Origin of the sequence: Algibacter lectus (assembly GCF_900112395.1) — a bacterium.
Classification (GTDB): Bacteria; Bacteroidota; Bacteroidia; order Flavobacteriales; family Flavobacteriaceae; genus Algibacter; species Algibacter lectus.
Genome location: NZ_FOLN01000002.1, coordinates 268949 through 292570, shown reverse-complemented (window position 1 = coordinate 292570; position 23622 = coordinate 268949). Strand labels below are relative to the sequence as shown.

The 23622-nt window shown below is 31.5% G+C and carries 18 protein-coding genes; 5 read left to right on the top strand and 13 right to left on the bottom strand.

Features of this window, described 5'->3' with window-relative positions; all coding sequences use genetic code 11:
* Positions 1-132: 132 nt before the first annotated feature.
* The 11 genes from BM246_RS04335 to BM246_RS04285 are packed head-to-tail and all read right to left on the bottom strand — an operon-like array spanning position 133 to position 12789.
* The gene (locus BM246_RS04335; protein ID WP_074936013.1) at positions 133-1353 is read right to left on the bottom strand and encodes a glycosyltransferase; all 1221 of its coding nucleotides are present in this window, start codon (positions 1351-1353) and stop codon (positions 133-135) included.
* Between the two features lie 9 nt (positions 1354-1362).
* Positions 1363-2274 carry a hypothetical protein gene (locus tag BM246_RS04330; RefSeq protein WP_074936011.1) on the bottom strand — a complete coding sequence of 304 codons (912 nt, stop codon included), beginning with the start codon at positions 2272-2274 and terminating at the stop codon, positions 1363-1365.
* A gap of 3 nt (positions 2275-2277) precedes the next feature.
* On the bottom strand, positions 2278-3708 hold the full coding sequence (locus tag BM246_RS04325) for an MBOAT family O-acyltransferase (protein WP_074936009.1): 1431 nt from the start codon (positions 3706-3708) through the stop codon (positions 2278-2280).
* A 12-nt stretch (positions 3709-3720) separates the two neighbouring features.
* The gene (locus BM246_RS04320) at positions 3721-4497 is read right to left on the bottom strand and encodes a glycosyltransferase family 32 protein (RefSeq protein ID WP_074936007.1); all 777 of its coding nucleotides are present in this window, start codon (positions 4495-4497) and stop codon (positions 3721-3723) included.
* On the bottom strand, positions 4494-5411 hold the full coding sequence (locus BM246_RS04315) for a glycosyltransferase family 2 protein (protein ID WP_074936005.1): 918 nt from the start codon (positions 5409-5411) through the stop codon (positions 4494-4496). The genes BM246_RS04320 and BM246_RS04315 overlap by 4 nt, the downstream gene beginning before the upstream one ends.
* A gap of 9 nt (positions 5412-5420) precedes the next feature.
* Positions 5421-6551 carry a polysaccharide pyruvyl transferase family protein gene (locus BM246_RS04310; RefSeq protein WP_074936003.1) on the bottom strand — a complete coding sequence of 377 codons (1131 nt, stop codon included), beginning with the start codon at positions 6549-6551 and terminating at the stop codon, positions 5421-5423.
* 9 nt (positions 6552-6560) lie between these two features.
* On the bottom strand, positions 6561-7604 hold the full coding sequence (locus tag BM246_RS04305; protein WP_074936002.1) for a nitroreductase family protein: 1044 nt from the start codon (positions 7602-7604) through the stop codon (positions 6561-6563).
* On the bottom strand, positions 7601-9100 hold the full coding sequence (locus BM246_RS04300; protein ID WP_074936001.1) for an oligosaccharide flippase family protein: 1500 nt from the start codon (positions 9098-9100) through the stop codon (positions 7601-7603). The genes BM246_RS04305 and BM246_RS04300 overlap by 4 nt, the downstream gene beginning before the upstream one ends.
* A 22-nt stretch (positions 9101-9122) precedes the next feature.
* On the bottom strand, positions 9123-10403 hold the full coding sequence (locus BM246_RS04295; protein ID WP_074935999.1) for a nucleotide sugar dehydrogenase: 1281 nt from the start codon (positions 10401-10403) through the stop codon (positions 9123-9125).
* 6 nt (positions 10404-10409) lie between these two features.
* Positions 10410-11789: a nucleotide sugar dehydrogenase gene (locus BM246_RS04290; RefSeq protein ID WP_074935997.1), complete on the bottom strand. Its 1380-nt coding sequence runs from the start codon at positions 11787-11789 to the stop codon at positions 10410-10412.
* Between the two features lie 4 nt (positions 11790-11793).
* Complete coding sequence (locus BM246_RS04285) at positions 11794-12789, bottom strand: SDR family oxidoreductase (RefSeq protein ID WP_074935995.1); 996 nt, start codon at positions 12787-12789, stop codon at positions 11794-11796.
* 983 nt (positions 12790-13772) lie between these two features.
* Between BM246_RS04285 and BM246_RS04280 the strand changes: the two genes are divergently transcribed.
* The 4 genes from BM246_RS04280 to BM246_RS04265 all read left to right on the top strand — a co-directional run bounded on the left by BM246_RS04280 (position 13773) and on the right by BM246_RS04265 (position 20056).
* Positions 13773-14903 carry an aminotransferase class I/II-fold pyridoxal phosphate-dependent enzyme gene (locus BM246_RS04280; RefSeq protein WP_074935993.1) on the top strand — a complete coding sequence of 377 codons (1131 nt, stop codon included), beginning with the start codon at positions 13773-13775 and terminating at the stop codon, positions 14901-14903.
* A complete protein-coding gene (locus BM246_RS04275) occupies positions 14900-16852 on the top strand; it encodes a polysaccharide biosynthesis protein (RefSeq protein WP_074935992.1) in 1953 nt (650 codons plus the stop codon). Before BM246_RS04280 ends, BM246_RS04275 begins: the two co-directional genes overlap by 4 nt.
* An 83-nt stretch (positions 16853-16935) precedes the next feature.
* Positions 16936-17679 carry a polysaccharide biosynthesis/export family protein gene (locus tag BM246_RS04270; protein ID WP_231961818.1) on the top strand — a complete coding sequence of 248 codons (744 nt, stop codon included), beginning with the start codon at positions 16936-16938 and terminating at the stop codon, positions 17677-17679.
* Between the two features lie 13 nt (positions 17680-17692).
* Complete coding sequence (locus tag BM246_RS04265) at positions 17693-20056, top strand: GumC family protein (protein ID WP_074935988.1); 2364 nt, start codon at positions 17693-17695, stop codon at positions 20054-20056.
* Positions 20057-20152: 96 nt separating this feature from the next.
* On the opposite strand, the gene aroB is transcribed toward BM246_RS04265, so the two are convergent.
* Complete coding sequence (gene aroB, locus BM246_RS04260) at positions 20153-21220, bottom strand: 3-dehydroquinate synthase (RefSeq protein ID WP_074935986.1); 1068 nt, start codon at positions 21218-21220, stop codon at positions 20153-20155.
* Between the two features lie 92 nt (positions 21221-21312).
* On the opposite strand from aroB, the gene BM246_RS04255 reads away from it, so the two are divergent.
* Positions 21313-22488: a proline dehydrogenase family protein gene (locus BM246_RS04255; RefSeq protein ID WP_074935984.1), complete on the top strand. Its 1176-nt coding sequence runs from the start codon at positions 21313-21315 to the stop codon at positions 22486-22488.
* Here BM246_RS04255 and BM246_RS04250 read toward each other — a convergent pair.
* Entirely contained in the window at positions 22485-23555 is a 1071-nt protein-coding gene (locus tag BM246_RS04250; RefSeq protein ID WP_074935982.1) for a polysaccharide biosynthesis protein, read from the bottom strand. The genes BM246_RS04255 and BM246_RS04250 overlap by 4 nt on opposite strands.
* Between the last annotated feature and the right edge of the window lie 67 nt (positions 23556-23622).

Here is a 23622-nt window from a genome sequence, read left to right as displayed (position 1 = left end):
GCAATTAAATTAGTTTAATTACCTGAATTTTGTTACCTACTCTAGTAAAATAAAAGAGAAAAATGTATTCGCAATAAATAAATGATTTTGAAAAAAATTAATCAAATTGTTATAAGTATTTTATGAAATAATTTATTTTAAATATGATATGGCTACTTTGTTTATATCAAATTTGTCAAGCAAGGCCTCCTTATTGTTATTCAAGATTTTTATATAATTATCATCTCCAAGTACCTTTATTAATGCTTCAGCGAGTTTAGTTTCTTCATCTAAAAGAGTTGTAGTAATTCGTTCGGGCACTTTTAAAACCCCCTTAAATAGGTTAGGCGTGACGATACCAGATTCGGTTTCTATATTATTGTTAGATTCTTGGTGGTCTTGTTTACTCATAAGCTCAATGATGCCTTTTGTACAGTAAGACGATACTATGGGAGTGCCTACTGCAATAGATTCTACTATAACATTTGGAGTACCTTCGTAATAGGAGCTAAGCACTAGGACATCACTAGCTTTAAGGTATTTATAAGGATTGCTTTTTCGTCCTAGTAAAAAGACCTTGTTTTTTATATTTAACTTATCGATAAGGGCATTTACGTAATTGCTTACACTTGGATCACCATCTCCAATAATAACTAAATTAATGTCTGGCAAATTTTCTAATACTTTATGAAAAGCCTTTATAAAGTGCCAAGGAGATTTTTGTACAGATAATCTGCCAAGAAATAATATTGTTTTTTTTGAAAATATGTCAACTTCTTTTTGTTCTGTGATTGGTTCAATTGATAGATTATGAATAGCATCAACATCATGAGGGTTGTAAATAACTTCCATATTAGAAAAGCTATAACCACAGTTTTGCTTTAAGTCTTGCTTAATAGCTTTACTGATGCAAACTAATTTGTTTAAGTTCTGGTAACTGCTTTTATAGCCTAATTTTGTTAACCTATGAAACATAGTTTTGTGCTGGAATTCAGCACTTTTTAAGGCATGAATACTACCAATTTTATATTCTTTACTAAAAGATAGAGAACTAAATAAATTAGCCATATCACCAAATGCGATAGAATGTGTGATGTTGTGCTTTTTTACGATGGCCTTAATCGCTCGTGGCGCTTTAAAATAAAACAGCAGACGATCTTTTTTAGACATGAAAGAGAAATCTTTATCGCTCAAATGTAACTCACCTTCCTTGAAATTAATTATATCGTTTTCAAGTTTTATAAATTTTAATGCTTTTACATAAAAACCTTTTTTCATATAAAAGTTATAAAAACTGAGAGCAAGTCGTTCCATGCCGCCAACACTCCCATAAGGCATTATTAAGAGAATACGTTTTTTGTTTTCTTGATTCATTATATATGATTATTTAGGAAGATGATGTTGTATAGAGTCGGATAATATTTTTGTAAATTCAACTCCCGAAAACTTATCAATATGGATACCATCGTAGGTTTTGAAGAAGTTTTCCTCTTTACAAAAATTTAAATAGTTGATTGATTCTTTATTAGTGATTTTTAAGATCTCTTCGTTAAAACTTGGCCAATATCTATTTTCTATCTCAAATAATTCTTTATCAATAGGTAGTCTGACTAAAAACACCTGTCCAAAGTTCTTTAAATAATTAGCTAATTCATTAAGATCGTTTAATCGAGTATTCGATTTTGTCCAAGTTTTACTATATCTAGTGTATAAGGATATTTGTCCGTTTTTCCATTGGTTTAAAAGCCTCGTATCTTTTGGTAAATTTTTTTCTTCCATCCAACCATCTTTATGCGTATTAGAAGATTGTCTAAAAATACCGCGAAAATGGAAAAAATTCCAGTTTTTAATTAGATATTCATAGTTGGGATTGGAATTAACATATTCCATATTATATGGCGGCATATCTTTTTCAAAATAAGTGCCTTCTTTGTCTCCGCGATTGGATAGAGTGAAGGGGTGAACAGTAATAATAAAAAGTCCATTTGTTGTAGTTGTATCGAGTTTTTTCTTAATACTGTTAAGATAAGGTTTACCATAAGCTATTTGCCCTAGAGTAAAACTATAATTAAACATAGGAAGCTCTATATCCGATCCCTCGAAATGAGCATTAATGATTCTTGGCTGAATACCTTGTAAACTTCTGGAATCACCAAAAATCATAGAGGATGCCTTTGGTGTGGTAAATTTGTTGTAAAAATAATCGACATAACCTCCATAAAAAACAAGGACAGATGTTATTATGGTAGTAACAACAGCAAAAAATAAAATGCTTTTATATAAGAATTTTTTCATAATTTAAAATTGAAAATAAATAAATGATTCCGATTTTGCTCCGAAAAATAAAATTAAACAAAATATAAAAGCATAAATGGCCCATCTAATTGGGGCTATTTTAATATGGTCCAGTACTAAACCATGCTGCTTTTCTCTTTGGAACCATTCAATAGTTATCAAGATAAGAATGTACAAAAATGGTTTAATATCTGCATTAGGAAACTGAAACAAACTCGCATTAAACATGGATCCAATATATTGAACAGCTTCGGTTACAGAAGTTGCTCTAAAAAAGATCCAAGCGATTATGGTTAAGAAAAACGTTATCGATATTTGAAAAAATTCTTTAATACTAAAGATATATTTGCCCTGTGCAACGGTGTCTGTATTTATTCTGTTTCGATTTAGTAACATGATTGGTAAAAAGTATATAGCGTTTAAGAGACCCCATATTAAAAATGTCCAGTTTGATCCATGCCAAAAACCACTTACTAAAAAGATGATAAAGGTGTTTCTAATCTTCATCCAGGTGCCACCACGACTACCACCTAAAGGAATATAAACATAATCTCTAAACCAAGTAGAGAGGGAGATATGCCAACGTCTCCAGAATTCGGCAATATCTCTTGAAAAATAAGGGAAAGCAAAGTTTTGCATTAAATTGAAACCAAAAAGTCTAGAAGTTCCAATGGCAATATCTGAATATCCAGAAAAATCACCATAAATTTGGAAGGCAAAAAAGATAGCCCCTACAAATAACCCACTGGCATTAATATCTGCTTGATTTTCAAAAATATGATTAACCACTTCGGCACAATTATCTGCAACAACTATTTTTTTAAAGAGGCCCCAGAGTATTTGTCTTAATCCATCGACGGCTTTTTTGTAATCAAAATTTCTTTTGGTATAAAATTGAGGTAGTAGGTTAGTGGCTCTTTCAATAGGCCCAGCTACAAGTTGAGGGAAGAAGCTGACAAATGCAAAAAAGGCGATAATATCTTTAGAAGGTTTTAATTTTTCTCGATACACGTCTATGGTGTAGCTCATGGTCTGGAAGGTATAAAAACTAATACCTACAGGTAATATGATATCTAAGGTTAAAGCATCTACTTGAAAACCAAATGAACTACAAGCTTCAGCAAATTCTTTAGCGAAAAAGTTATAATATTTAAAAACACCTAAAAACCCTAAATTAACCAACATGCTTATGGTTAGCCAGGTTTTTTTTGATGATTGTTTCGAGGCGCTATCTATAGCCTTACCACAATAAAAGTCGACTATAGAACTGAATATAATTAAAGAAAGGAAGCGCCAATCCCATAAACCATAGAAAAAATAACTTATAACTAATAAAAAAGCATTCTGTAATTTAAGATTTTTTTTAAATACAAACCAGTACAATATAAAAACTGTAGGTAGAAATAGTAAATATTCGAAAGAGTTGAATAGCATTTTATGATGTATTTATTTTTTAGACATAAATTGTCTTATTTTTTTTAAGCCTAATACTTTAATCAAATTGTTTATGAAACCAACTCCTAATATGGCCATCAATTTCCGCTTTAAATTAGGTAAAAATGTATGATTTTTAGACACCCAAGACATAGCGAAATGGTGAATGGTATATGTGTTTTTCGTGTTTTCTAACTGTCCTGTACCATGATTTTTTGCGCAAAAATAATCTTTAGGGAATAAATACAGGGTGTCTTTATTTTGTACCTGATCATTCACGGTTATTTGCTCAGGAGATAACTCTTTAACAGCATACGTTTGGTTAATTTGTTGCATCATAATACGTGGTAACGTAAGCGTATTAAATGTACCGTCAGGGTTTATAAAGGTTTTATCATCGTAATAATCTAGGCATTGCTTTACCCATGGTGTATGTTTTTCAGCACCAAAAACCCCAGCTTCAATAACACCTTCAATTTCAGCACCAGCGATGTAAGGGCGCTCTATTAAATCATTGAAACTTTTTAATACTTCAACATCGGTATCCAAATAAATACCACCATAATTATAAACGGCGTATAGACGGATATAATCTGCGGCAAAAGCATATTTTTTGGTTTCAAAGGCTTGTTTTACCCAAGTATTGCTCTCCAAATCGAATTTATTGGTATCCCAGTGCACAAACTCGTAATCTGGTAACACTTCTTTCCATGTTGCCATAGTTTTAGCGATAAGCGGAGGAAACTCATCGTTACTTAACCAACAAAAGTGAATAATTTTAGGAATCATGCTTTAGCGTTTTTGTAATTTAAAATAAAGTTTGGAGTCAATGTTTTAATAGTCAGTTTAAAAAGATTAAAATGCCCCGTGTAATATGGCAACGATTTTAATATATTGAAAAAGCCATTTATTTTTTGATTGATATTGCCCTCGCACAAATTATAGGCTTTGTTATAATAAAAACGATGACTTAAGTATTTCTTCTCTTTTTTGTTAAAAATAGATTGATGCTTTATTTCGAAAGCTCTTAAAATAGATAGTGCATCAATAACTTTGCGGTTAGCAGTTAGTGAAATACGAATATCAGTATGCTCAACAAGTGTTAGTAAAGGCTGGTCAAGAACACCAATTTTATAATTTTGAGCTAAAAATTTATAATGAAAATACTTATCTTGAAACCTAGGGATATCTGAAAACCCTTTAAGCGTTTTAAAGACATCCGTTTTTATCAATAGCATGGACGTAAATAGATTGCCATCCAAAATAGTATCTTTTAAATTTATGCCACGCGCTGAATTTTCTCTAGAAATTATTTGTTTTCCATTTTCATCTACACGAAACATAGAGCACATACAGGCATCTAAATTTTTGTTGGCTTCAAGAAATTCGAGTTGTAATTCAAGTTTACGTGGTTCATAAAAATCATCATCATCTAAAAAAGCAATATAATCACCTGTAGCAGAAAAAGCACCTGTGTTTCGGGCAATACAACCACCTTGATTTGTTTCGTGTGCTATATATTTAATTAAATTTTGCTCAATATATGATTGTATTGTTTTCTTAGTTTTAGATCTATGTTCATTATTACCATTATCATCAACAACTATGATTTCAATGTCCTGATATGTTTGTTTGAGTAAGCTATCAATGGCGTTTAATAGCCTATTACTTCGCTTGTATGTAGGGATGATAATTGAAATCATAAGTATGTATTATTGAGCAATTTTATTTTTATGATTATCAATAATATTAAATACTTTCTTCCATGTATTTTCCGATTCTTGTTTTAGGCGCTTACTATTTTTTAATAAGACTGCTCTTGTTGCGTTATAGTTTTCAGTATCCAATGATTTTAGTAAAACGTCGGAAATAGTTTTCCAATTATTTAATTCAATGAGTCCATTGTTGTATTCGTAATCCTCAAATAAACACTTATATTTATGACTCCAACCAGTACCTAAACAAGGAATTCCTTGACTTAATGCACTCACTAGACCGTGGAAGCGACTACTTACAACAAATTTAGATTGACCTATAACTCCTTTTATCTCTAAGGCATTATAACCAAAGTAAACAGGTATTTTTGAGGTAATACGATCATTAATATCGTTCGCGATTTTTAAATCATCTTCACCTTCATGAATTAGGAAAAAAGGATTAAGGTTTTTGCTAATAAAATGATTTGCAATATCTTCAAGCAATTTTACGTAGGTATCTGAGTTTTCAGTCTTGTCTAACATTCTGCAATTAGGGATAATTGCAATTCCATTTTTATCCTTAAATGTTTTAGGCACAACACCTTCAATCAAATTAGTAAAATCTGTTGCAAGCTCAATTTTATCAGAGGGGCCTATCACATCATGAACATATTTTAGAGATACTTTGTCACGAACGAACATAAAGTCTACTTCTTTATGTATTTCCTTAATAGCATCTTTCATCCCTGGTTTATCAAAAGAGCCAAAAGCTTGCGGTAATAATGTAACACCGCAACCAAGAGCTTTCCATTCTTTAATTTGTTTAAGTGTATATTTTGAAGTTTCTAGTCCCCATTGATCACCATAAGCAAACCCAGAAGCATCTAGAACGTAATCTAAATCTGCATTTTTTATTGCTTTGAATTTGTTAAGAATAAAATTAGGTGTTTTATCTAAAACTTTAGATAAGCCAGGGAATCTTCTTTTTAGAATGTCTGTATTTTTAAAATCAAAAAAATAATTATAAGAAAAAGAAACAATGCCATTGCCGTTTTCATAATTGTTTTCAACTTTTTCACATATAGATCTAAGCATTAATTCTGCACCCTTATTTTTGAAAAGTGCTCCGTAAATTTCTATATTCATAATCTTCTTCTATTTATTGTATGTTACTGTTTCGTTAATGTCTTTTTTCATTGAATAAGGAATTATGCCTTCTTGGTCTGCATAGCCAACTGATATCAAGAAAAGAGGCCTTTTATAGACTGGCAAGTTTAGTTCATTATTCATATTAAGTTCTAAAGGTTCTATATCTGGCCAATTAATCATGCAGGAGCTAAGCCCTAATGTTTCTAAAGCTAAAATGAATCCCATAGCACTTAATGATCCATCGATATAAATAACATGTCTATCTCGTTCATTATCATATGCGCTTAAGTCGCCTACAACAACAATAACCATTGGGAATTGTTGATGGAATCCAACAGTACCCATTGGAATACTTGCTATTTTTTTTATTTTTTTCGGGTCGTCATATACTAAAAACTCAAAAGGTTGTCTGTTACATGCGCTAGGAGCATTTAATCCAACTTTTAATGCTTTTTCTATTAGATCTCTTGGTACTTTGATATCTTTATACCAACGTACAGACCTTCTTTGCTGTGATAAAGATAAAATTTGATCATAAGTAACATCACTAAAAACAGCGTTTTTTCGAGAATAAGGCTTAATATTAGTAAGGTCGTTATTACTAAACTTATCTTGAAAATTTTTTCTTAGAGGTGTAATAATTGGAGAATCACCAGTGACATTAAAATATTCTCCTAAAACATCTCTAAACCAAATATATTCTTCGTTATTAGATATTGAGAGTTTATTAAATTCATGTAAAGTATCTTCGATAAAGCCTTCTCCAAATATAGGTCTTCTAGGCCTCATCGCTAAACCTTTTTCAATTCTGTGCACGTTTCTACGAAGTAGGTATTGATCTACCTTTTGTTCTCTTTTCTCTTTTATACCTTGAATTACAGCGTATTGTTCTCTGTTGAATTCCTTTGATAGAAAAGAATAAAAAAATGAAGCAAAACTTTTTCTTCGACTAAAAAAATGTCTAAGTTTATTTTTAAACTCCCAGATGGCTAAAGGGATTTTTTTAGAAAATTCTTTAGGTAAAATGTTTTTTATGATTTTTTTAATCATTTATTTTTTGTTATATATGGTATTAAACTTTTTTCGTAATTGTTTAGAACAAATTTATAAATAGCGGCACAAAAAATAAGCGAGTAAATTATTCCGTACATTAGAAATTCTATCCAACTTAAAATTGTTACGTACTTCGCAAGAATCATCATTGATGTGATTATGATGGCACTGATAGGTAAAACCTTAAGCAGTATGTTCTCAAAGAAATATTGCAAATTTAGTTTTAAAGAAATTTTATAGTAAAAATTAAGTATTATAAATGATACAGTAATACCTGTAGCAGTTCCAATAGCCATTCCTATTATTCCAAAAGGGTCAACTAAAAAATAACCTAGAATAACACCAAAAGTATTGCAACCTAAACTTATTAAAGTTTTATATTTTAATTTATTCTTTGCTTGTAGAATTAGTCCCGACATTCCTTGTGATAAAGGTAATATTAATGAGAACATTGTTAAAAGGGCAATGTACCATGAATCTATATAGTTTTCATTTAGCCAAAGAAGAATAAATGGTTTTCCTAGTACCAAAAAACCTCCTAAAATAAATGATAACATAATAAATAATAATCTTCCCAAACGAGTCATTTCAAAAACTAAATTATCATTACTACCTTCTAATATTACTAGTTTGGTAACTTTAGGAAGAAATAGATTTGTAATAGCTCCAGAAAATGCTCCTAAAAAACCTCCTAGCATAATACCTATTGCATAAATTGCTATCAAATCGGTATTGGCTTTAATTCCTAATATTATTTGGCCTGCTTGAAGTTGGAATTGCTGAATAAGAGCCCCTAAAAATATCCAAATAGAATATGAGAATATCTCTTTTATCAAGGGTAATTCAAAGGAATGTAATTTAAATGTTATTTTTAGCTTTTTAAAGGCATAGATAAGACTAGCAATGATAACTAAGATATTGAAAACGGTGTCGAGTATAACGAGGCCAATAGAATCCCCTCCTAATAACAATAATCCTACTACGGATATAGAACGAATTATATAGCGTACGATATTTACTGTTTTAGGATAAACGAAGTGTTCATAACCAATACAAATAGCAGTGAAAGCTCCTCCAGGAAGACTTATTGCTAAATTAAATATGAAAATTAGAAACATCACTTTGGCTTTGACTAACTCATTAGTACTTAATGAGTCGGAAAAAATATTTTCAAGGTTATAATATAATACCATTCCGATAATAACGATTGCTACCGAAATGACACCATAAATAATCATTGTGACAGCTAAAAAGTTTTCTTCCCCTGTCTTATCCTTTTGTGCTCTATATTTTGCTACAAAGCGCACAATTGTATTGTTTAGACCAAAATCTAATAAACTGATATAGCTTACAAAAGCACCTATCAAAGTATAAAGACCATACTCTGATTGCCCCAAATGCTTAATAATAAACGGGGTCAAAATTAACCCAATAATATTTGTTAGGAAAATATTTATATATGCTAAGAAAGCTCCTTTTTTGATTTGACTCAAAATTTTTGTGTTTAAGTTTAAATTACAACCTTCCGTTAACCTTCTCTTTCAAAATCCCTTTAACATCGTATAAAATACCATCGGGTTTTAATAAGCTGTTCCAGTTAATATCTAAGAATTCTTTATGCGCTACGGTAAGTACAATAACATCAAATTTACCTTCTGGTAATTGTTTTACTGTTTCTAAGCCGTACTCATGCATTACTTCCTCTGGGTTTGCCCATGGGTCGTAAATGGTCATGTCGGTTTCGTAGCTCTTCAATTGGTTAATCACATCTACAGCCTTTGTGTTTCTAACATCTGGGCAGTTTTCTTTGAAGGTGATTCCTAAATTTAAAATACGAGCGTTTTTAATACGGATATCATTTTTAACCATCAGTTTAATAATCTCTGAGGCAACGTATTGTCCCATACCATCGTTTACACGACGTCCCGCTAAAATAATTTCGGGATGGTAACCTACTTCTTGCGCTTTTTGAGCTAAATAATAAGGATCGACACCAATACAGTGCCCGCCGACTAAACCTGGTTTAAAAGGTAAAAAGTTCCATTTGGTACCAGCAGCTTCTAAAACGGCATGGGTATCGATATCCATAAGGTTGAATATTTTAGCTAGCTCGTTAACAAAGGCAATATTAATGTCACGTTGTGAATTTTCGATAACTTTTGCAGCTTCGGCTACTTTGATAGTAGGAGCGAGGTGTGTACCTGCCGTAATGATACTCGCGTACAAGGCATCTACTTTTTTACCAATTTCTGGTGTAGAACCTGCAGTTACTTTTAAAATTTTATCTACGGTATGTAATTTATCGCCCGGATTGATACGTTCTGGGGAATAACCAGCGAAAAAGTCTTGGTTGAATTTTAAACCACTTATTTTCTCTAAAACAGGTACACATTCATCTTCGGTTACACCAGGATATACAGTTGATTCGTAAATCACGATATCTCCTTTTTTAAGCACCTTGGCAACGGTTTCACTCGATTTATATAAAGGTGTTAAATCAGGTCTATTGTTTTTATCAATAGGTGTAGGGACTGTAATAATGTAATAATTACAATCTTTTATATCATCTAAATTAGAAGAACAAATTAAGCCATTCTCATCGTTTTGAGACGTTTTTAAAACGGATTTTAACACGTCTTCTTCAACCTCTAAAGTGGCGTCTATTCCTTTTGATAAGGCTTCTATTCTAGATTGGTTAATATCGAAACCAACTACGTTAAACTTTGTCGCAAATAGTCGTGCAAGTGGTAAACCTACATATCCTAAACCTATAACAGCTATTTTATCTTTGTTCATAATAATTTATTGTCCTATTGAATAATATTCGAATCCTATCTGTTCCATTTCAGCTTTATCTAAAATATTTCTACCATCAAAAATGAAGGCAGGTTTTTTCATGTTGCTGTAGATTGTTTTCCAATCGTAAGTTTTAAACTCGTCCCATTCTGTCATAATCGCTATGGCATGGGCATCGTTTGCAGCCTCGTAAGCAGAATCTACGCTTATGGCGCCTGATTCATTTTCTGCTTCGCTACGTGTGTTTAAATAATTTAAATCGGTTTGCACTTTAGCATGTGGTACTTTGGGATCGAAAACCGTAATGTTGGCCTGTTCGTTTAATAAATGATCTGCCACATAAATAGCCGCAGATTCACGGGTATCGTTAGTATCCTTTTTAAAAGCCCAACCTAAAAGCGCTATTTTTTTCCCGGAAACGGTATTGTAAAGTGTTTTGATTAAGCGATCGGAAAAACGTCGTTTTTGGTGATCATTCATGATAATCACTTGTTCCCAATAATCGGCAACCTCAGTTAAACCATAACTTCTAGCAATATAAACGAGGTTTAAAATATCTTTTTGAAAGCATGAACCTCCAAAACCAACAGAAGCTTTAAGGAATTTTGATCCAATTCTAGAATCCATTCCAATCGCTTTGGCAACTTCGTTAACATTAGCACCTGTAAGCTCGCATAATTCTGAAATAGAATTAATAGACGATATACGTTGTGCTAAAAAAGCGTTTGCGGTAAGTTTAGATAACTCCGACGACCATAAATTGGTTCGTAAAATTCTATCGTCTGCCACCCAACTGCTGTAAATATGCGCTAAAGCTTCAATAGCTTCTTCGGATTCTCCTCCAATTAAAACACGGTCTGGGTTTAATAAATCTTCAATAGCTGTACCTTCTGCTAAGAACTCAGGATTCGATAAAATATGAAAATTAATATTGTTACCTGTGTTGTGCAAAATACTTTTAATAGCCTCGGCTGTTCTCACTGGTAAAGTCGATTTTTCAACAACTATTTTATCAGTTTTAGCAACATCGGCAATATTACGGGCACATAATTCGATGTATTTTAAATCGGCCGCCATACCTTTTCCTTTTCCGTAGGTTTTAGTAGGGGTGTTTACAGATATAAAAATCATTTCAGCTTCATCTATAGCTTGATCTATATCTGTGGAGAAAAATAAATTTTTCCCACGTGTTTCTTTTACAATATCGGCTAAGCCTGGCTCGTAAATTGGAAGCCTAGAGACATCAGCATCGTTCCAAGCATCAATACGGGCTTGGTTAATATCTACAATGGTAATTTTTAAATGTGGATTATTTTTTGCTATAACGGCCATAGTAGGGCCACCAACATAACCTGCACCTATGCAGCATATACTTTTTACTTTCATAAAATTATAAATTTTCCCAATACCATGATACCGCCTCTTTTAAACCGGTATTAATATCGAATTCTGGCGCGTAGCCTAATAATGTTTTTGCTTTATTGATAGAGGCAAGAGAATGAGGGATATCTCCAGCTCTGTTGTCTCTATGTTTAATTTCTACGTTTTTTATGTTATCATCAAATTCTGATAAATATGTTTTTAAAAGCGTAGTCAATTCTTTTAATGTTGTACGTTCGCCATAAGCAACATTATAAACGGTGTTTAAGGCGTCTTTATTTGTTGTGGTAAGCGCACGTAAATTCATTTGAACCACGTTATCGATATACGTGAAATCTCTTGAATAACTTCCGTCTCCATTTATAATAGGTGACTCGTGACTCACGAATTGTTGAACAAATTTCGGGATTACTGCGGCATAAGCACCGTTAGGATCTTGTCTTTTTCCAAAAACATTGAAATAACGCAGCCCAACAACATCTAAATTATAAGTAGTATGGAAAATATCGGCATACAGCTCGTTAACATATTTTGTAATGGCATAAGGTGATAAAGGTTTGCCAATAGTCTCTTCAACTTTAGGTAAAGCTTCATGATCACCATACGTAGATGAGCTTGCTGCATATACAAAACGAGAAACCCCTGCGTCTCTAGCAGCGACTAACATATTTAAGAACCCAGAAACATTAACGTCGTTTGTAGTGATAGGATCGTTGATAGAACGTGGTACAGAACCTAAAGCAGCTTCATGCAATACCAAATCGACTGTGTTACAGGCTTTATGGCAATCGTCTAGTTTTCTAATATCACCTTCAACAAGGTTAAAGTTTGTGTTTGATAAAAAAGGTGCAATGTTTTTTCTTTTTCCGGTAGAAAAATTATCTAAACAGGTAACCTTTATATTGTGGTCTAATAAAACTTCAATTAAATTGGAACCAATAAAGCCAGCTCCACCTGTAACTAAAATGTGTTTTCCTTTCAAAGTTTTTATTAAGTCAGCAGTCATATAAAAATGGGATTTTAATTTATTAATGAGCAAATATGTGAAAAATATATTTAACTCGTTTAGTAAACTATATTAAGGTTGCCTTTTTACCGATGAAAGTCATTATTATGTTAAAATACCCGATGAAGTATCCTTTTGAAAAGAAGAATTTAATTAAAATAAAGCCTTTAGGTGCTGTATTATTTTATAAGTGCATCTGCGTAGATTTATACTATTAAGATTTATTTTGCTGTTTTCTTTCTAATGGATGTTTAATTTTTATTTAGTAATAGATGTTTGTTAAAGAATAGGGGAGAGGTTTTGTGTTTATTATTTATGTTCAATACACTGATGATATTGTTTTTATGTCACTTAATAATAGTTCTGAAGTATTTGAAAAATTAAATGAATTAACAGGTAAAATAAGATAAAGGTTATTTATTCTTTAATATAAGGACTGGTTTCGTTATGAAATATCTAAAGAGCATTATTAAGGAACAATAATTAAAATGAAGTATGAATTTGTTTTAACTCGCCATTGCATACGTGTATCTACTTATGTTTTATGAGGGTGAATTTGCTTTGTAGCTTTTTTCGTTATCGATGAGTTACAAAAGATTCACTATGAACTAAACAGCTAACTGTATTTAACCGATTTTTATAATAGTTTTAGCGAATTCCAACTAAAGTAGCATTTCTACTTAAAAACAATTAGTAAATTTACACCATCAGAGAATGCATAATTTAAATTGATTAATAGCAAGTTGATTTAATATGTTTTATAAAGTTGCTTAATACTCTCCAAGGTCATTCAATTTGAAACCCTTGATTTATTAGATTTTTAAAGTGGGTTTTATAGAATGTTTTAGAAAAAATTAGGCCAATTTTTGATTAGATGTTTGGTGATATGTCTGTAGAGGGAAAATATTATAACAAATGTTTATTTGGAATACTGTTAAAATTTATAACAGCTGGCATAATTAATGTTATTAAATAAAATGTAAATGCTAACAAAAACTAAAATTTATTTGTCGTCACCACACATGGGTGGTAATGAGCAGAAGTACGTAAACGATGCTTTTGAGACAAATTGGATAGCACCTTTAGGACCAAATGTAAATGGTTTTGAAGATGACATCAAATCTTATTTAGGTTTTAATAATGAGGTTGCCGTTCTAAGTTCTGGAACAGCATCGATCCACTTAGCTTTAGAATTAATAGGCGTATCAAAAGGCGATGAAGTATTATGCCAGAGTTTTACTTTTTCGGCATCTGCAAACCCTATTATGTACTTAGGAGCAACTCCTGTTTTTATTGATAGTGAAAAGGATACATGGAATATGTCTCCGGAATTACTTGAAATAGCTATTAAAGACAGAATAGAAAAAAATAAAAAACCAAAAGCAATTGTAGCGGTTCATCTATATGGTATGCCATATAAAGCGAATGAAATTAACGTCATTGCAAAAAAATATGACATTGCTGTTGTTGAAGATAGTGCAGAGGCCTTAGGAAGTACTTACCACGATAAAGCTTGTGGAACGCTATCTGATTTTGGAATCTTATCTTTTAACGGAAATAAAATAATTACTACTTCAGGTGGTGGTGCCTTAATTACGAAAACCAAAGCTTTAAAAGATAAAGCCGTGTTTTTATCGACACAAGCTAGAGATGATGCTCCTCATTATCAACATTCTCATGTTGGTTATAATTACAGAATGAGTAATGTTTTGGCTGGAATTGGACGCGGACAAATGGAAGTTCTAGATGATAGAGTAGCAGCGCGACGTGCTAATTATGAATTTTATAAAAAGCACTTATCTGGTTTTAATACCATCGAATTTGTAGATGAACCTGCTGGAAGTTATTCTAATAGATGGATAACCTGTATAAAAACAGACTCGTTTGAAACTCGCGAAAAAATAAGATTAACGTTGTTAGAAGACGATATAGAATCGAGACCATTATGGAAACCTATGCACACACAACCTGTTTTTAAAGATTGTTTGCATTTTTCTGATGGAACATCAGAAGATCTCTTTGAAAAAGGATTGTGCTTGCCAAGTGGTTCGAATTTAACTAACGACGACTTAAATAGAATTTTAGAAATAATCAATAATACCCCAAACTTATGATTAAAAATTACTTTGCCTTATACTCTCAGAAATACGCCTCAAAATGGCTTGTTTTAGCTATCGATTTAGCGATAGTGATGACAACGTTTTGTATGGCCTACTTTATTCGATTTAATTTTTCATTAGATTTTAATGTAGAGCAATTTACTTTACAGTTACCATTTGTTTTTACAGTGGCATTAATTAGCTTTTTAATTATAGGCTCATTTAAAAGTGTGATACGCCATACAGGTTTTACAGATGTGGTTAACTTATTTAAGGCAGTAGCATTAATTGCTGTTATAACTTGTGCTTTTGTTTTAGTTAATAATAAATTTCAGTTTGTTTCTAATTTTACCATACCCAGAACGATAATAGCTTTTCATGCTATTATTAGTTTTTTGTTTTTAAGTGCTAGTCGATTAATCTTTAAAATGGGTTTCAAGCATGTGCAATGTAAATTATTATCAACAAAGCGTATTTTAATTTATGGAGCAGGAGATCAAGGAATTATTACTTATAATGCCTTGTTGAATAATACAGCATCTAGCTATATTGTTGTTGGTTTTATTGATGATAATGTAAAGAAAAAAGGAAAAAATATTGACGGTGTGCCTATTATGGCGTTTAATCGTATTACATCTGAGTTTGCCGCAGCAAATAATATTGATGAAATTGTTGTTGCTTCTGTAGGCATAGGACCAGCGAAATTAATTGCTTTAGTTGATAATTTATCTGATGTTGATGTTAAAATAACAAAAGTACCACCTATTGAGAATTGGATTAATGGAGAGTTGAGTTCAACTCAAATTAAACAAGTGCAAATTGAAGATTTATTGGGTCGTGCACCAATTGAAATAAATAATCCGAATTTAGAGAATGAATTTAGTGGTGAAACAGTTTTAGTTACTGGTGCTGCTGGTTCTATTGGTAGTGAGTTGGTAAGACAGTTAGCTGAATTTAATGTGAAGCATTTGATTTTAGTTGATCAAGCAGAATCTCCTTTATACGATGTTGAGCAAGACTTAAAACGTGCAGGAAAAAGAAGTTACACAGCCATTGTGGCAGATATTCGTGATGGATTAAGAATTGATAGTATTTTTCAGGAATATAAACCAACTATGGTGTTTCATGCGGCAGCTTACAAGCATGTACCATTAATGGAGAAAACACCTTACGAGGCTATAAAAATTAATGTAAACGGGACTAAGTTATTGGCCGATACAGCTTCACGATATAGTGTTAAGAAATTTGTTTTTGTATCTACTGATAAAGCGGTTAACCCAACAAGTGTAATGGGCGCTACAAAGCGTATGGCTGAAATGTATATTTCTTGCCTTCAAAAAGAAAGTAAAACAAAATTTATCACCACAAGATTTGGAAATGTATTAGGATCTAATGGTTCTGTTATTCCATTATTTAAAAAGCAAATTGATAAAGGTGGACCATTAACAGTTACTGATAGTGAAATTACAAGATATTTTATGACCATTCCTGAAGCTTCTCAATTGGTTTTAGAAGCTGGAACTATGGGGAAAGGTGGAGAGATTTTCATATTTGATATGGGAGAATCTGTTAAAATATTTGATTTAGCGAAAAACATGATTAAATTATCTGGTTTAAAGTACCCAGAAGATATTGATATTAAAATTACAGGTTTAAGACCAGGTGAGAAGTTATATGAAGAATTATTGGCAAATGGTGAAAATACCTTATCTACATATCATAAGAAAATTTTAATTAGTAAGACTCGTGAGTTAGATTACGAAAAAATTAAGACTTCAATAGAAGAATTATGTATTACGAATCGTTTCCAAAATAATAACATCGTACTTAAGATGAAACGTTTAATTCCGGAGTATAAATCGAACAATTCAGATTACGAAAGATTTGATAAACGCGTTCAAACATACAAGAAAAACAAAGGTTTAGGAACTCCTAAAACCGATAAAAACTATGCTAATAGTTAATTGATTTCAAAATTTTAATAACTCCCCAAATAATTATAGAACTAATAATGAATTATTTCTCGTACAAACAACATGTCAGTAGGTTGGCAATTATACTTTTATGTTTTTTAGCGTCGTCTTGCTACACTAGAAAAGATATTGTTTATTTTCAAGATGCTAAAAATTTTGAAACTATAGTTGAAACAGACACGTTTAAGGCAAAAATTAAAATAGGCGATATTTTAAGTATTAACATTTCTACAATTGATTTAGATGTTACAAAGCCTTATAATTTAGTTGAAGCAGCGGGTGGAGATGCTGGAGGTGGTAAACTTATAGATTATTTGGTAGATGTTGATGGGAATATTGACTACCCAGTTTTAGGTAAGGTAAAATTAGTAGGTTTAACTATTGAGGATGCTAAAAACTTATTGAAGAAAAAATTCGAAGAGGGTGATTTATTAGTAAACCCTGTGGTTATGATTCGTATTAAAAACTACAGAATTTCTATTCTAGGAGGTGTGTCTAGCCCTGGTGTTTATCCTATTTTAAGTGAGCGTATATCTATTTTAGAAGCCATAGCTATGGCTGGAGATTTAAATATTAATGGGAAAAGAACGGATGTTTTAGTGATTCGGGATTTTAACGGTACAAAAACATATACGCAAATAGATTTAACGAGTAAAGAGGTGTTTAACTCACCTGTATTCTACTTAACACAGAATGACATTGTTTATGTACAACCTAATAAAGCTGCTATAAGTAGTGCCTCTGGAGATTCTAGAATCGGGTTGATATCTTCTTTAATGACAATAGCTGTTTCTGCAGTAATTCTATTAACACGATAATTTTATTACAGATATGGACAATACCTTTTCTTCATCAAAAATTGATCAAAAATTTAACTTAAAAAAAACAATAGGACTCTATACCAAACATTGGTTTTGGTTTGTTTTATCTGTTTTAATTTTCGTTTCGTTAGCTTATGTATCTTTGAGATATACGGTACCTCAATATCAAGCTTCAACAGAAGTTATGGTTATTGACGATAGTGATGAAGGTACAAACGAAATCTTTAATGAGTTATCATTGTCTTCAGGAGCAGAAGATGCTTCTATGGAAGATGAGATTTTAGTTTTTAAATCTAGAAAAGTACTTAAAAATGTTGTTGAAGGTTTAAATTTAAACGTGCAATATTTTACACAAGGTGTTGTTTTAGAAAATGAAATTTATAATAGAACACCTTTTGAGGTTAATTTAATGTTTTCAGATTCGCTAACAACAGATGTTAACTTTAATTGTTTCGTAAATGTAATTTCAGAAACGTCTTTTCAATATAGAGTTTATGAAGATGATGAGCCATCAACGAAAGAGTTCGGAACTCCAATAGAGACTTATTTTGGAAACGTTGTGATTTTGCCAGGAGTAGATGGAACAAATACTTATTTGAACCGTGATATTCGTTTACAAGTTAGTCGAGTTGCTGATGTTGTTGAAGAGTTAAGAGGACGAATAAATGTTTCTGGAGGACAAGAAGGTTCTCGTATTTTAACGTTATCATTAGTAGACCCTATTGAACAAAAGGCTAAGGATATTTTAAATACGTTGGTCGAAGAATATGATGCGCATACCTCGGAAATAAAAAACAGAAAATCGGAAGGAACATCAAGACTTATTGATGATCGTATTTCTCGTGTGTTTTCAGATTTAGAAAATGTAGATGCTAGTATTGCTCGATTTAAAATAGGCAATAAAGTAACTGATGTTGGTTCTCAAGCAGGACAATATATGACTCAAAGTTTTCAAAACGAGCAGCAGATTGAAAATATTAGAACGCAGTTAAAATTATTAAACTATACTAAAGATCGCTTATCAAGTAGTTCTGGTTCATTTCAATCTGTACCGTCAAACTTAGGAGATGGAACGATTAGTGCATTATCGGGGCAATATAATGCTTTATTGAGTCAAAGAGAAAATAAATTGAAAAGTGCGGGAGCAAAAAACTCCATTGTGCAACAGTTAGATCAATCGATATCTAATGTTAAAAACAATTTATCTCAAAATATTAATGCTACAACTAGAACATTAAATATTCAATTAAATAGTTTACAGAACCAGTACCAAAAGGTAAATTCTAAGATTAGTTCTGTTCCTGGACAGGAGAACAAGTTAAAGTCTATTGAGCGTAGTCAAGGTATTAAGGAATCTATTTACTTATATCTGCTACAGAAAAAGGAAGAGGCAATTATATCTCAAACTGTAACATCATCTAATGTAAAGGTTATTGATCCAGCTTATTCTTACGGGCAAGTTTCTCCTAAAGGTTCTATTTTATATATGGGAGCCTTATTTTTAGGATTTTTAATTCCTTTCGGATTTATTTATGCTAAAGATTTATTGGATACTAAAATTCATAATAGAGAAGACTTACATAAAGAAATTGATAATATGTCTATACTTGGAGAAGTGCCGAGAATAGCTAAAAGTGATAAACATTTAGTAGAGCGCAATGACCGTTCTATTTTATCAGAATCTTTTAGAATTATTAGAACAAACTTTGATTTTGTTAGTCGTGGTAGAAATGTAGACAAATACAACAACATTATATTTGTAACTTCTACAATTAATGGTGAAGGAAAGTCTTTTTTCAGTATGAATATGGCTTTAACATTGGCTAGCACGAACAAAAAGGTATTGTTAATTGGTGCAGATATTAGAAACCCACAAATTTTCTCTGCTATTAGATCTATTGAAGATAAAGTAACAGCACAAGCAGGACTAACTGATTATATTGCTGATAAATCAATTAATTTAAATAGTATTATTAGTGAACATACCATTAACGATATAAAGGTTGATATTTTATTCTCAGGAAAAATCCCTCCAAATCCTGCAGAATTATTAATGAGCGATCGTCTTGAAGAGTTGTTTGATACTGTTGCTGCCGATTATGATTACGTTATGGTAGATACAGCTCCATCAATGCTTGTAACCGATACGTTGTTAATTAGTAAATATGCTGGACATACATTCTATGTAACTAGAGCAGGCTATACTGAAAAAGAGATCTTAAACTTTACTAAGGAGATTCATGCTGATAACAAATTGAACGGTATGATGCTTGTAGTAAATGATGTAGACCAGTCTAACTTCGGTTACGGAGCGAGATATGGTTACTACGGTGCGCCAGAGAAGAAAGGATGGTTTAGCAGAAAAAAAGCTTAAATATCTAATCAATTAATCCATTGATTTAAATAAAAAACGCGTTAAAGTATTTACTTTAACGCGTTTTTTTATGATATAGGCTTTGGTTATAAATGATTAATTAGCATAAAATTCAAAAGCATCTAGTATTATACTATCATCAACTAAGCAGTCTATTTTAGTAACGCCAACATCTTCTAGTAAAACAAAGTTAATATTACCGTGATGGTTTTTCTTATCGTATTTAAGTAATTCAATTATGGCTGGAAGTTCACTTTTTTCAATAGTGATTTTGCCATAGTAACTTAAGAAGAGTTCTTTAATTTTTAAGGTTTTCTCTTTAGGGAAATTTGTAAGTTCTGTAGAGATATAGCATGCTAATATCATTCCAACAACTACAGCTTCTCCATGAAGCAACGTTGTTTTATTCGGATTACTTAAAAAATAAGATTCTATAGCATGTCCAAGTGTGTGCCCAAAGTTTAGTGTTTTTCTTAAACCGTTTTCAAAAGGATCTTCTTCTACAACATTCTTTTTAATAATTACCGATTCGTAAATTAATCCATCTAAATCATCTAAAGATAGTTTAGATAAATCTTCGAACTTACTCCAGTAACTATCTCCAGTAATTAAACCATGTTTTAACATTTCTGCTAATCCGGAACGCATTTGGTTTACTTCCAATGTGTTTAAATAATTAGTATCTATTAAAACCAAATCAGGATTGCTAATAACTCCTACTTGGTTTTTTAAATGTCCTAAATCTACACCGGTTTTACCTCCAACAGAAGCATCTACCATAGAAAGTAATGTTGTTGGCACATTTATGTAAGCGATACCGCGTTTAAAGGTACAAGCCACAAAACCTCCTAAGTCTGTAATAACTCCACCACCTATATTTATAAGTAAACTTTTGCGGTCGGCGTCTAATTCTGATAAGGTATTCCACACACCAACACACGTGTCAATAGTTTTGTTTATCTCGCCAGATTCTATCTCCATAATTTCAATTACAGCAGTTGTTTCCATTTTTTCTAAAAAAAGAGGTAAACAAAATTGATGTGTATTCTCATCAACAAGTATGAAAATTTTAGAAAAATTATTATCTTTAAGATGTTTGTTTAGTGAAGAATAACAAGTGTTATTAAAATGTATTGTACAGTTTTTTGTGCTAATAGAATCCATAAAATATTTAAACTTTTTAAGAATGTGAAATTAAGGAGATTTTATATAAAATGATAACTTAGCAATAATTATATTTGCAAAAAAAACGGCAAATGAATACGAATTTGATATTTAATAACACCGAAATCGCTTTTTCCTTGAAAAGTGACTCCGAATTAGAAAGAGCTTACTTCTTGTTTAAGATGATTTCTATAGAACCTTTGGTTCGTATTGGAACTGTAGCGACCAATTTTGCTTTAAAAGCGCATTTGCCTATTGAAGGATTAATTCGTTCTACGGTTTTCGATCATTTTTGTGGTGGGGTTAGTGAAGATGACTGCCTTGTCTCTATTAATAATATGTACGAAAAAGGAGTGAGCTCTGTTTTAGATTATTCTGTTGAAGGAAAAGAAAGTGAAACGGAATTTGATGGCGCTAAGGATAAGTTATTAAAAATTATAGAATTCGCTAAAAACCTTGATGCTATTCCTATTGCTGTATTTAAACCATCTGCATTTGGACGTTTTTATTTATATGAAAAATTATCAAATGGGGATACTCTAACAGAAAAGGAACAAGAAGAGTGGGACAGAGTTGTAGCAAGGTTTGATAGTGTTTGTGCCAAGGCCAAAGCTTATGATGTTGCTGTGTTAATTGATGCAGAAGAAAGTTGGATTCAAGATGCCGCCGATGATTTAGTAAGAGCATTAATGGCGAAATACAATACAGAAAAACCTATTGTTTACAATACATTACAAATGTATCGCCATGATCGTATGTTGTTTTTAGAAGCTGAACACGCAAAAGCTAAAGTTGGAAATTATTATTTAGGTTTTAAATTGGTTCGCGGTGCTTACATGGAAAAAGAAAATGATAGAGCAGAAGATAAAGGCTATTTATCTCCAATATGCGTAAGTAAAGCTGCGACAGATCAAAATTTTAATACAGCACTTAATTATATGTTAGAAAACCTAGATGACATGTCTGTTTTTGCTGGTACGCATAATGAAGACAGTTCTTACTTATTAATGGATTTAATGAGGAAGAAAGGCATTGCCAATAATGATGCTCGTGTTTGGTTTGGCCAGTTATATGGTATGAGTGATCATATTAGTTTTAACCTTGCAAATGAAGGTTATAATGTAGCTAAATACATGCCATTTGGTCCTGTGAAAGATGTGATGCCTTATTTAATTCGTCGTGCAGAGGAAAATACTTCTGTCGCTGGACAAACAGGGCGTGAACTAGCGCTATTGTCTAAAGAGAAAAAACGAAGAAAATCGATTTAATTTTTAAAGTAACTATCTAAAAGGGCTTTTACTTCTTTATTAGGGGTAAAGGCTTTAATTTCTGAAATACGCTTTAAGTAGTTAATAGGAAATATGCTTTGGGTTTTCTTTTGCACTATTAAAATATCTTTATCTTCTGAAGGAATTAGTATTTCATTTTCAGAAACCAAATCTTCATGAAGTTTTTCTCCTGGTCGTAATGTCGTGAATTTTAAGTCTACTTGTTTTTTATTGCAAAATAAAGTAAGACGTTCTACTAAGTCTATAATTTTTATAGAATTACCCATATTAAAAGTTAACAAAGTATTTTCTTGATACTTATTTTGAGATATTTTCAATATGAGTTCACAAGCTTTTTCTTTATTAATAAAATATCTAGAAATAGCCTTATGCGTTATTATAACAGGCTTTCCTATTTCAATACTTTTTTTAAATAGCGGTACTACAGATCCGTTTGAACCAAATATATTCCCGAATCGCGTGGCAATAAATATGGTAGATTTAGAAGTTGATAATGAAAGCAGATAATCTTCAGCAATACGCTTAGAAATTCCCATTATACTTATTGGATTTACAGCTTTATCTGTAGATATGTAGATGAATTTTTTAACGCCATTAATAACAGATAAATCGGCAAGTATTTGAGTTGCTAAAATATTTACCTTTATAGACTCAAAAGGATTTAATTCCATTAACGGTACATGCTTATAAGCTGCCGCATGAAAAATAACAGTAGGTTTGAGAGTTAAAAAAAGATGTTCTAAGCTTTCTTTTTGAGTAATATTTAGAATTAAGAAATTAACATTTGTTCTGTTTTCAAATTCTGGTTCGTTAATTAAATCGTGTAATGGAGATTCTGCAATATCAATTAAAATTAGGTTTTTAAATGAGTATTTGCTTATTTGTTTAGCAAGTTCGCTACCTATAGAGCCAGCAGCACCAGTAATTAGAATGGTTTCATTTTTAAAATCAAACTCTAAAATAGTTCTAGAAGGCTTTTCTATTTCAGGAAATAAACCTGATGTTTTAAGTAAATAATCAATTTGATTTTGAGTTGCTGTATCCATTAAATTTTATCTGCTGTTATGCAAATTACTGATAATAATTTCTAAGAACAAAACTTAGCAAAAAAGA

Bases quoted from the DNA above. Each gene is read 5' to 3' on its own strand.
- BM246_RS04335 (WP_074936013.1), bottom strand. From the start codon at position 1,353: ATGAATCAAGAAAACAAAAAACGTATTCTCTTAATAATGCCTTATGGG.
- BM246_RS04330 (WP_074936011.1), bottom strand. From the start codon at position 2,274: ATGAAAAAATTCTTATATAAAAGCATTTTATTTTTTGCTGTTGTTACT.
- BM246_RS04325 (WP_074936009.1), bottom strand. From the start codon at position 3,708: ATGCTATTCAACTCTTTCGAATATTTACTATTTCTACCTACAGTTTTT.
- BM246_RS04320 (WP_074936007.1), bottom strand. From the start codon at position 4,497: ATGATTCCTAAAATTATTCACTTTTGTTGGTTAAGTAACGATGAGTTT.
- BM246_RS04315 (WP_074936005.1), bottom strand. From the start codon at position 5,411: ATGATTTCAATTATCATCCCTACATACAAGCGAAGTAATAGGCTATTA.
- BM246_RS04310 (WP_074936003.1), bottom strand. From the start codon at position 6,551: ATGAATATAGAAATTTACGGAGCACTTTTCAAAAATAAGGGTGCAGAA.
- BM246_RS04305 (WP_074936002.1), bottom strand. From the start codon at position 7,604: ATGATTAAAAAAATCATAAAAAACATTTTACCTAAAGAATTTTCTAAA.
- BM246_RS04295 (WP_074935999.1), bottom strand. From the start codon at position 10,403: ATGAACAAAGATAAAATAGCTGTTATAGGTTTAGGATATGTAGGTTTA.
- BM246_RS04290 (WP_074935997.1), bottom strand. From the start codon at position 11,789: ATGAAAGTAAAAAGTATATGCTGCATAGGTGCAGGTTATGTTGGTGGC.
- BM246_RS04285 (WP_074935995.1), bottom strand. From the start codon at position 12,789: ATGACTGCTGACTTAATAAAAACTTTGAAAGGAAAACACATTTTAGTT.
- BM246_RS04280 (WP_074935993.1), top strand. From the start codon at position 13,773: ATGCTAACAAAAACTAAAATTTATTTGTCGTCACCACACATGGGTGGT.
- BM246_RS04275 (WP_074935992.1), top strand. From the start codon at position 14,900: ATGATTAAAAATTACTTTGCCTTATACTCTCAGAAATACGCCTCAAAA.
- BM246_RS04265 (WP_074935988.1), top strand. From the start codon at position 17,693: ATGGACAATACCTTTTCTTCATCAAAAATTGATCAAAAATTTAACTTA.
- aroB (WP_074935986.1), bottom strand. From the start codon at position 21,220: ATGGATTCTATTAGCACAAAAAACTGTACAATACATTTTAATAACACT.
- BM246_RS04255 (WP_074935984.1), top strand. From the start codon at position 21,313: ATGAATACGAATTTGATATTTAATAACACCGAAATCGCTTTTTCCTTG.
- BM246_RS04250 (WP_074935982.1), bottom strand. From the start codon at position 23,555: ATGGATACAGCAACTCAAAATCAAATTGATTATTTACTTAAAACATCA.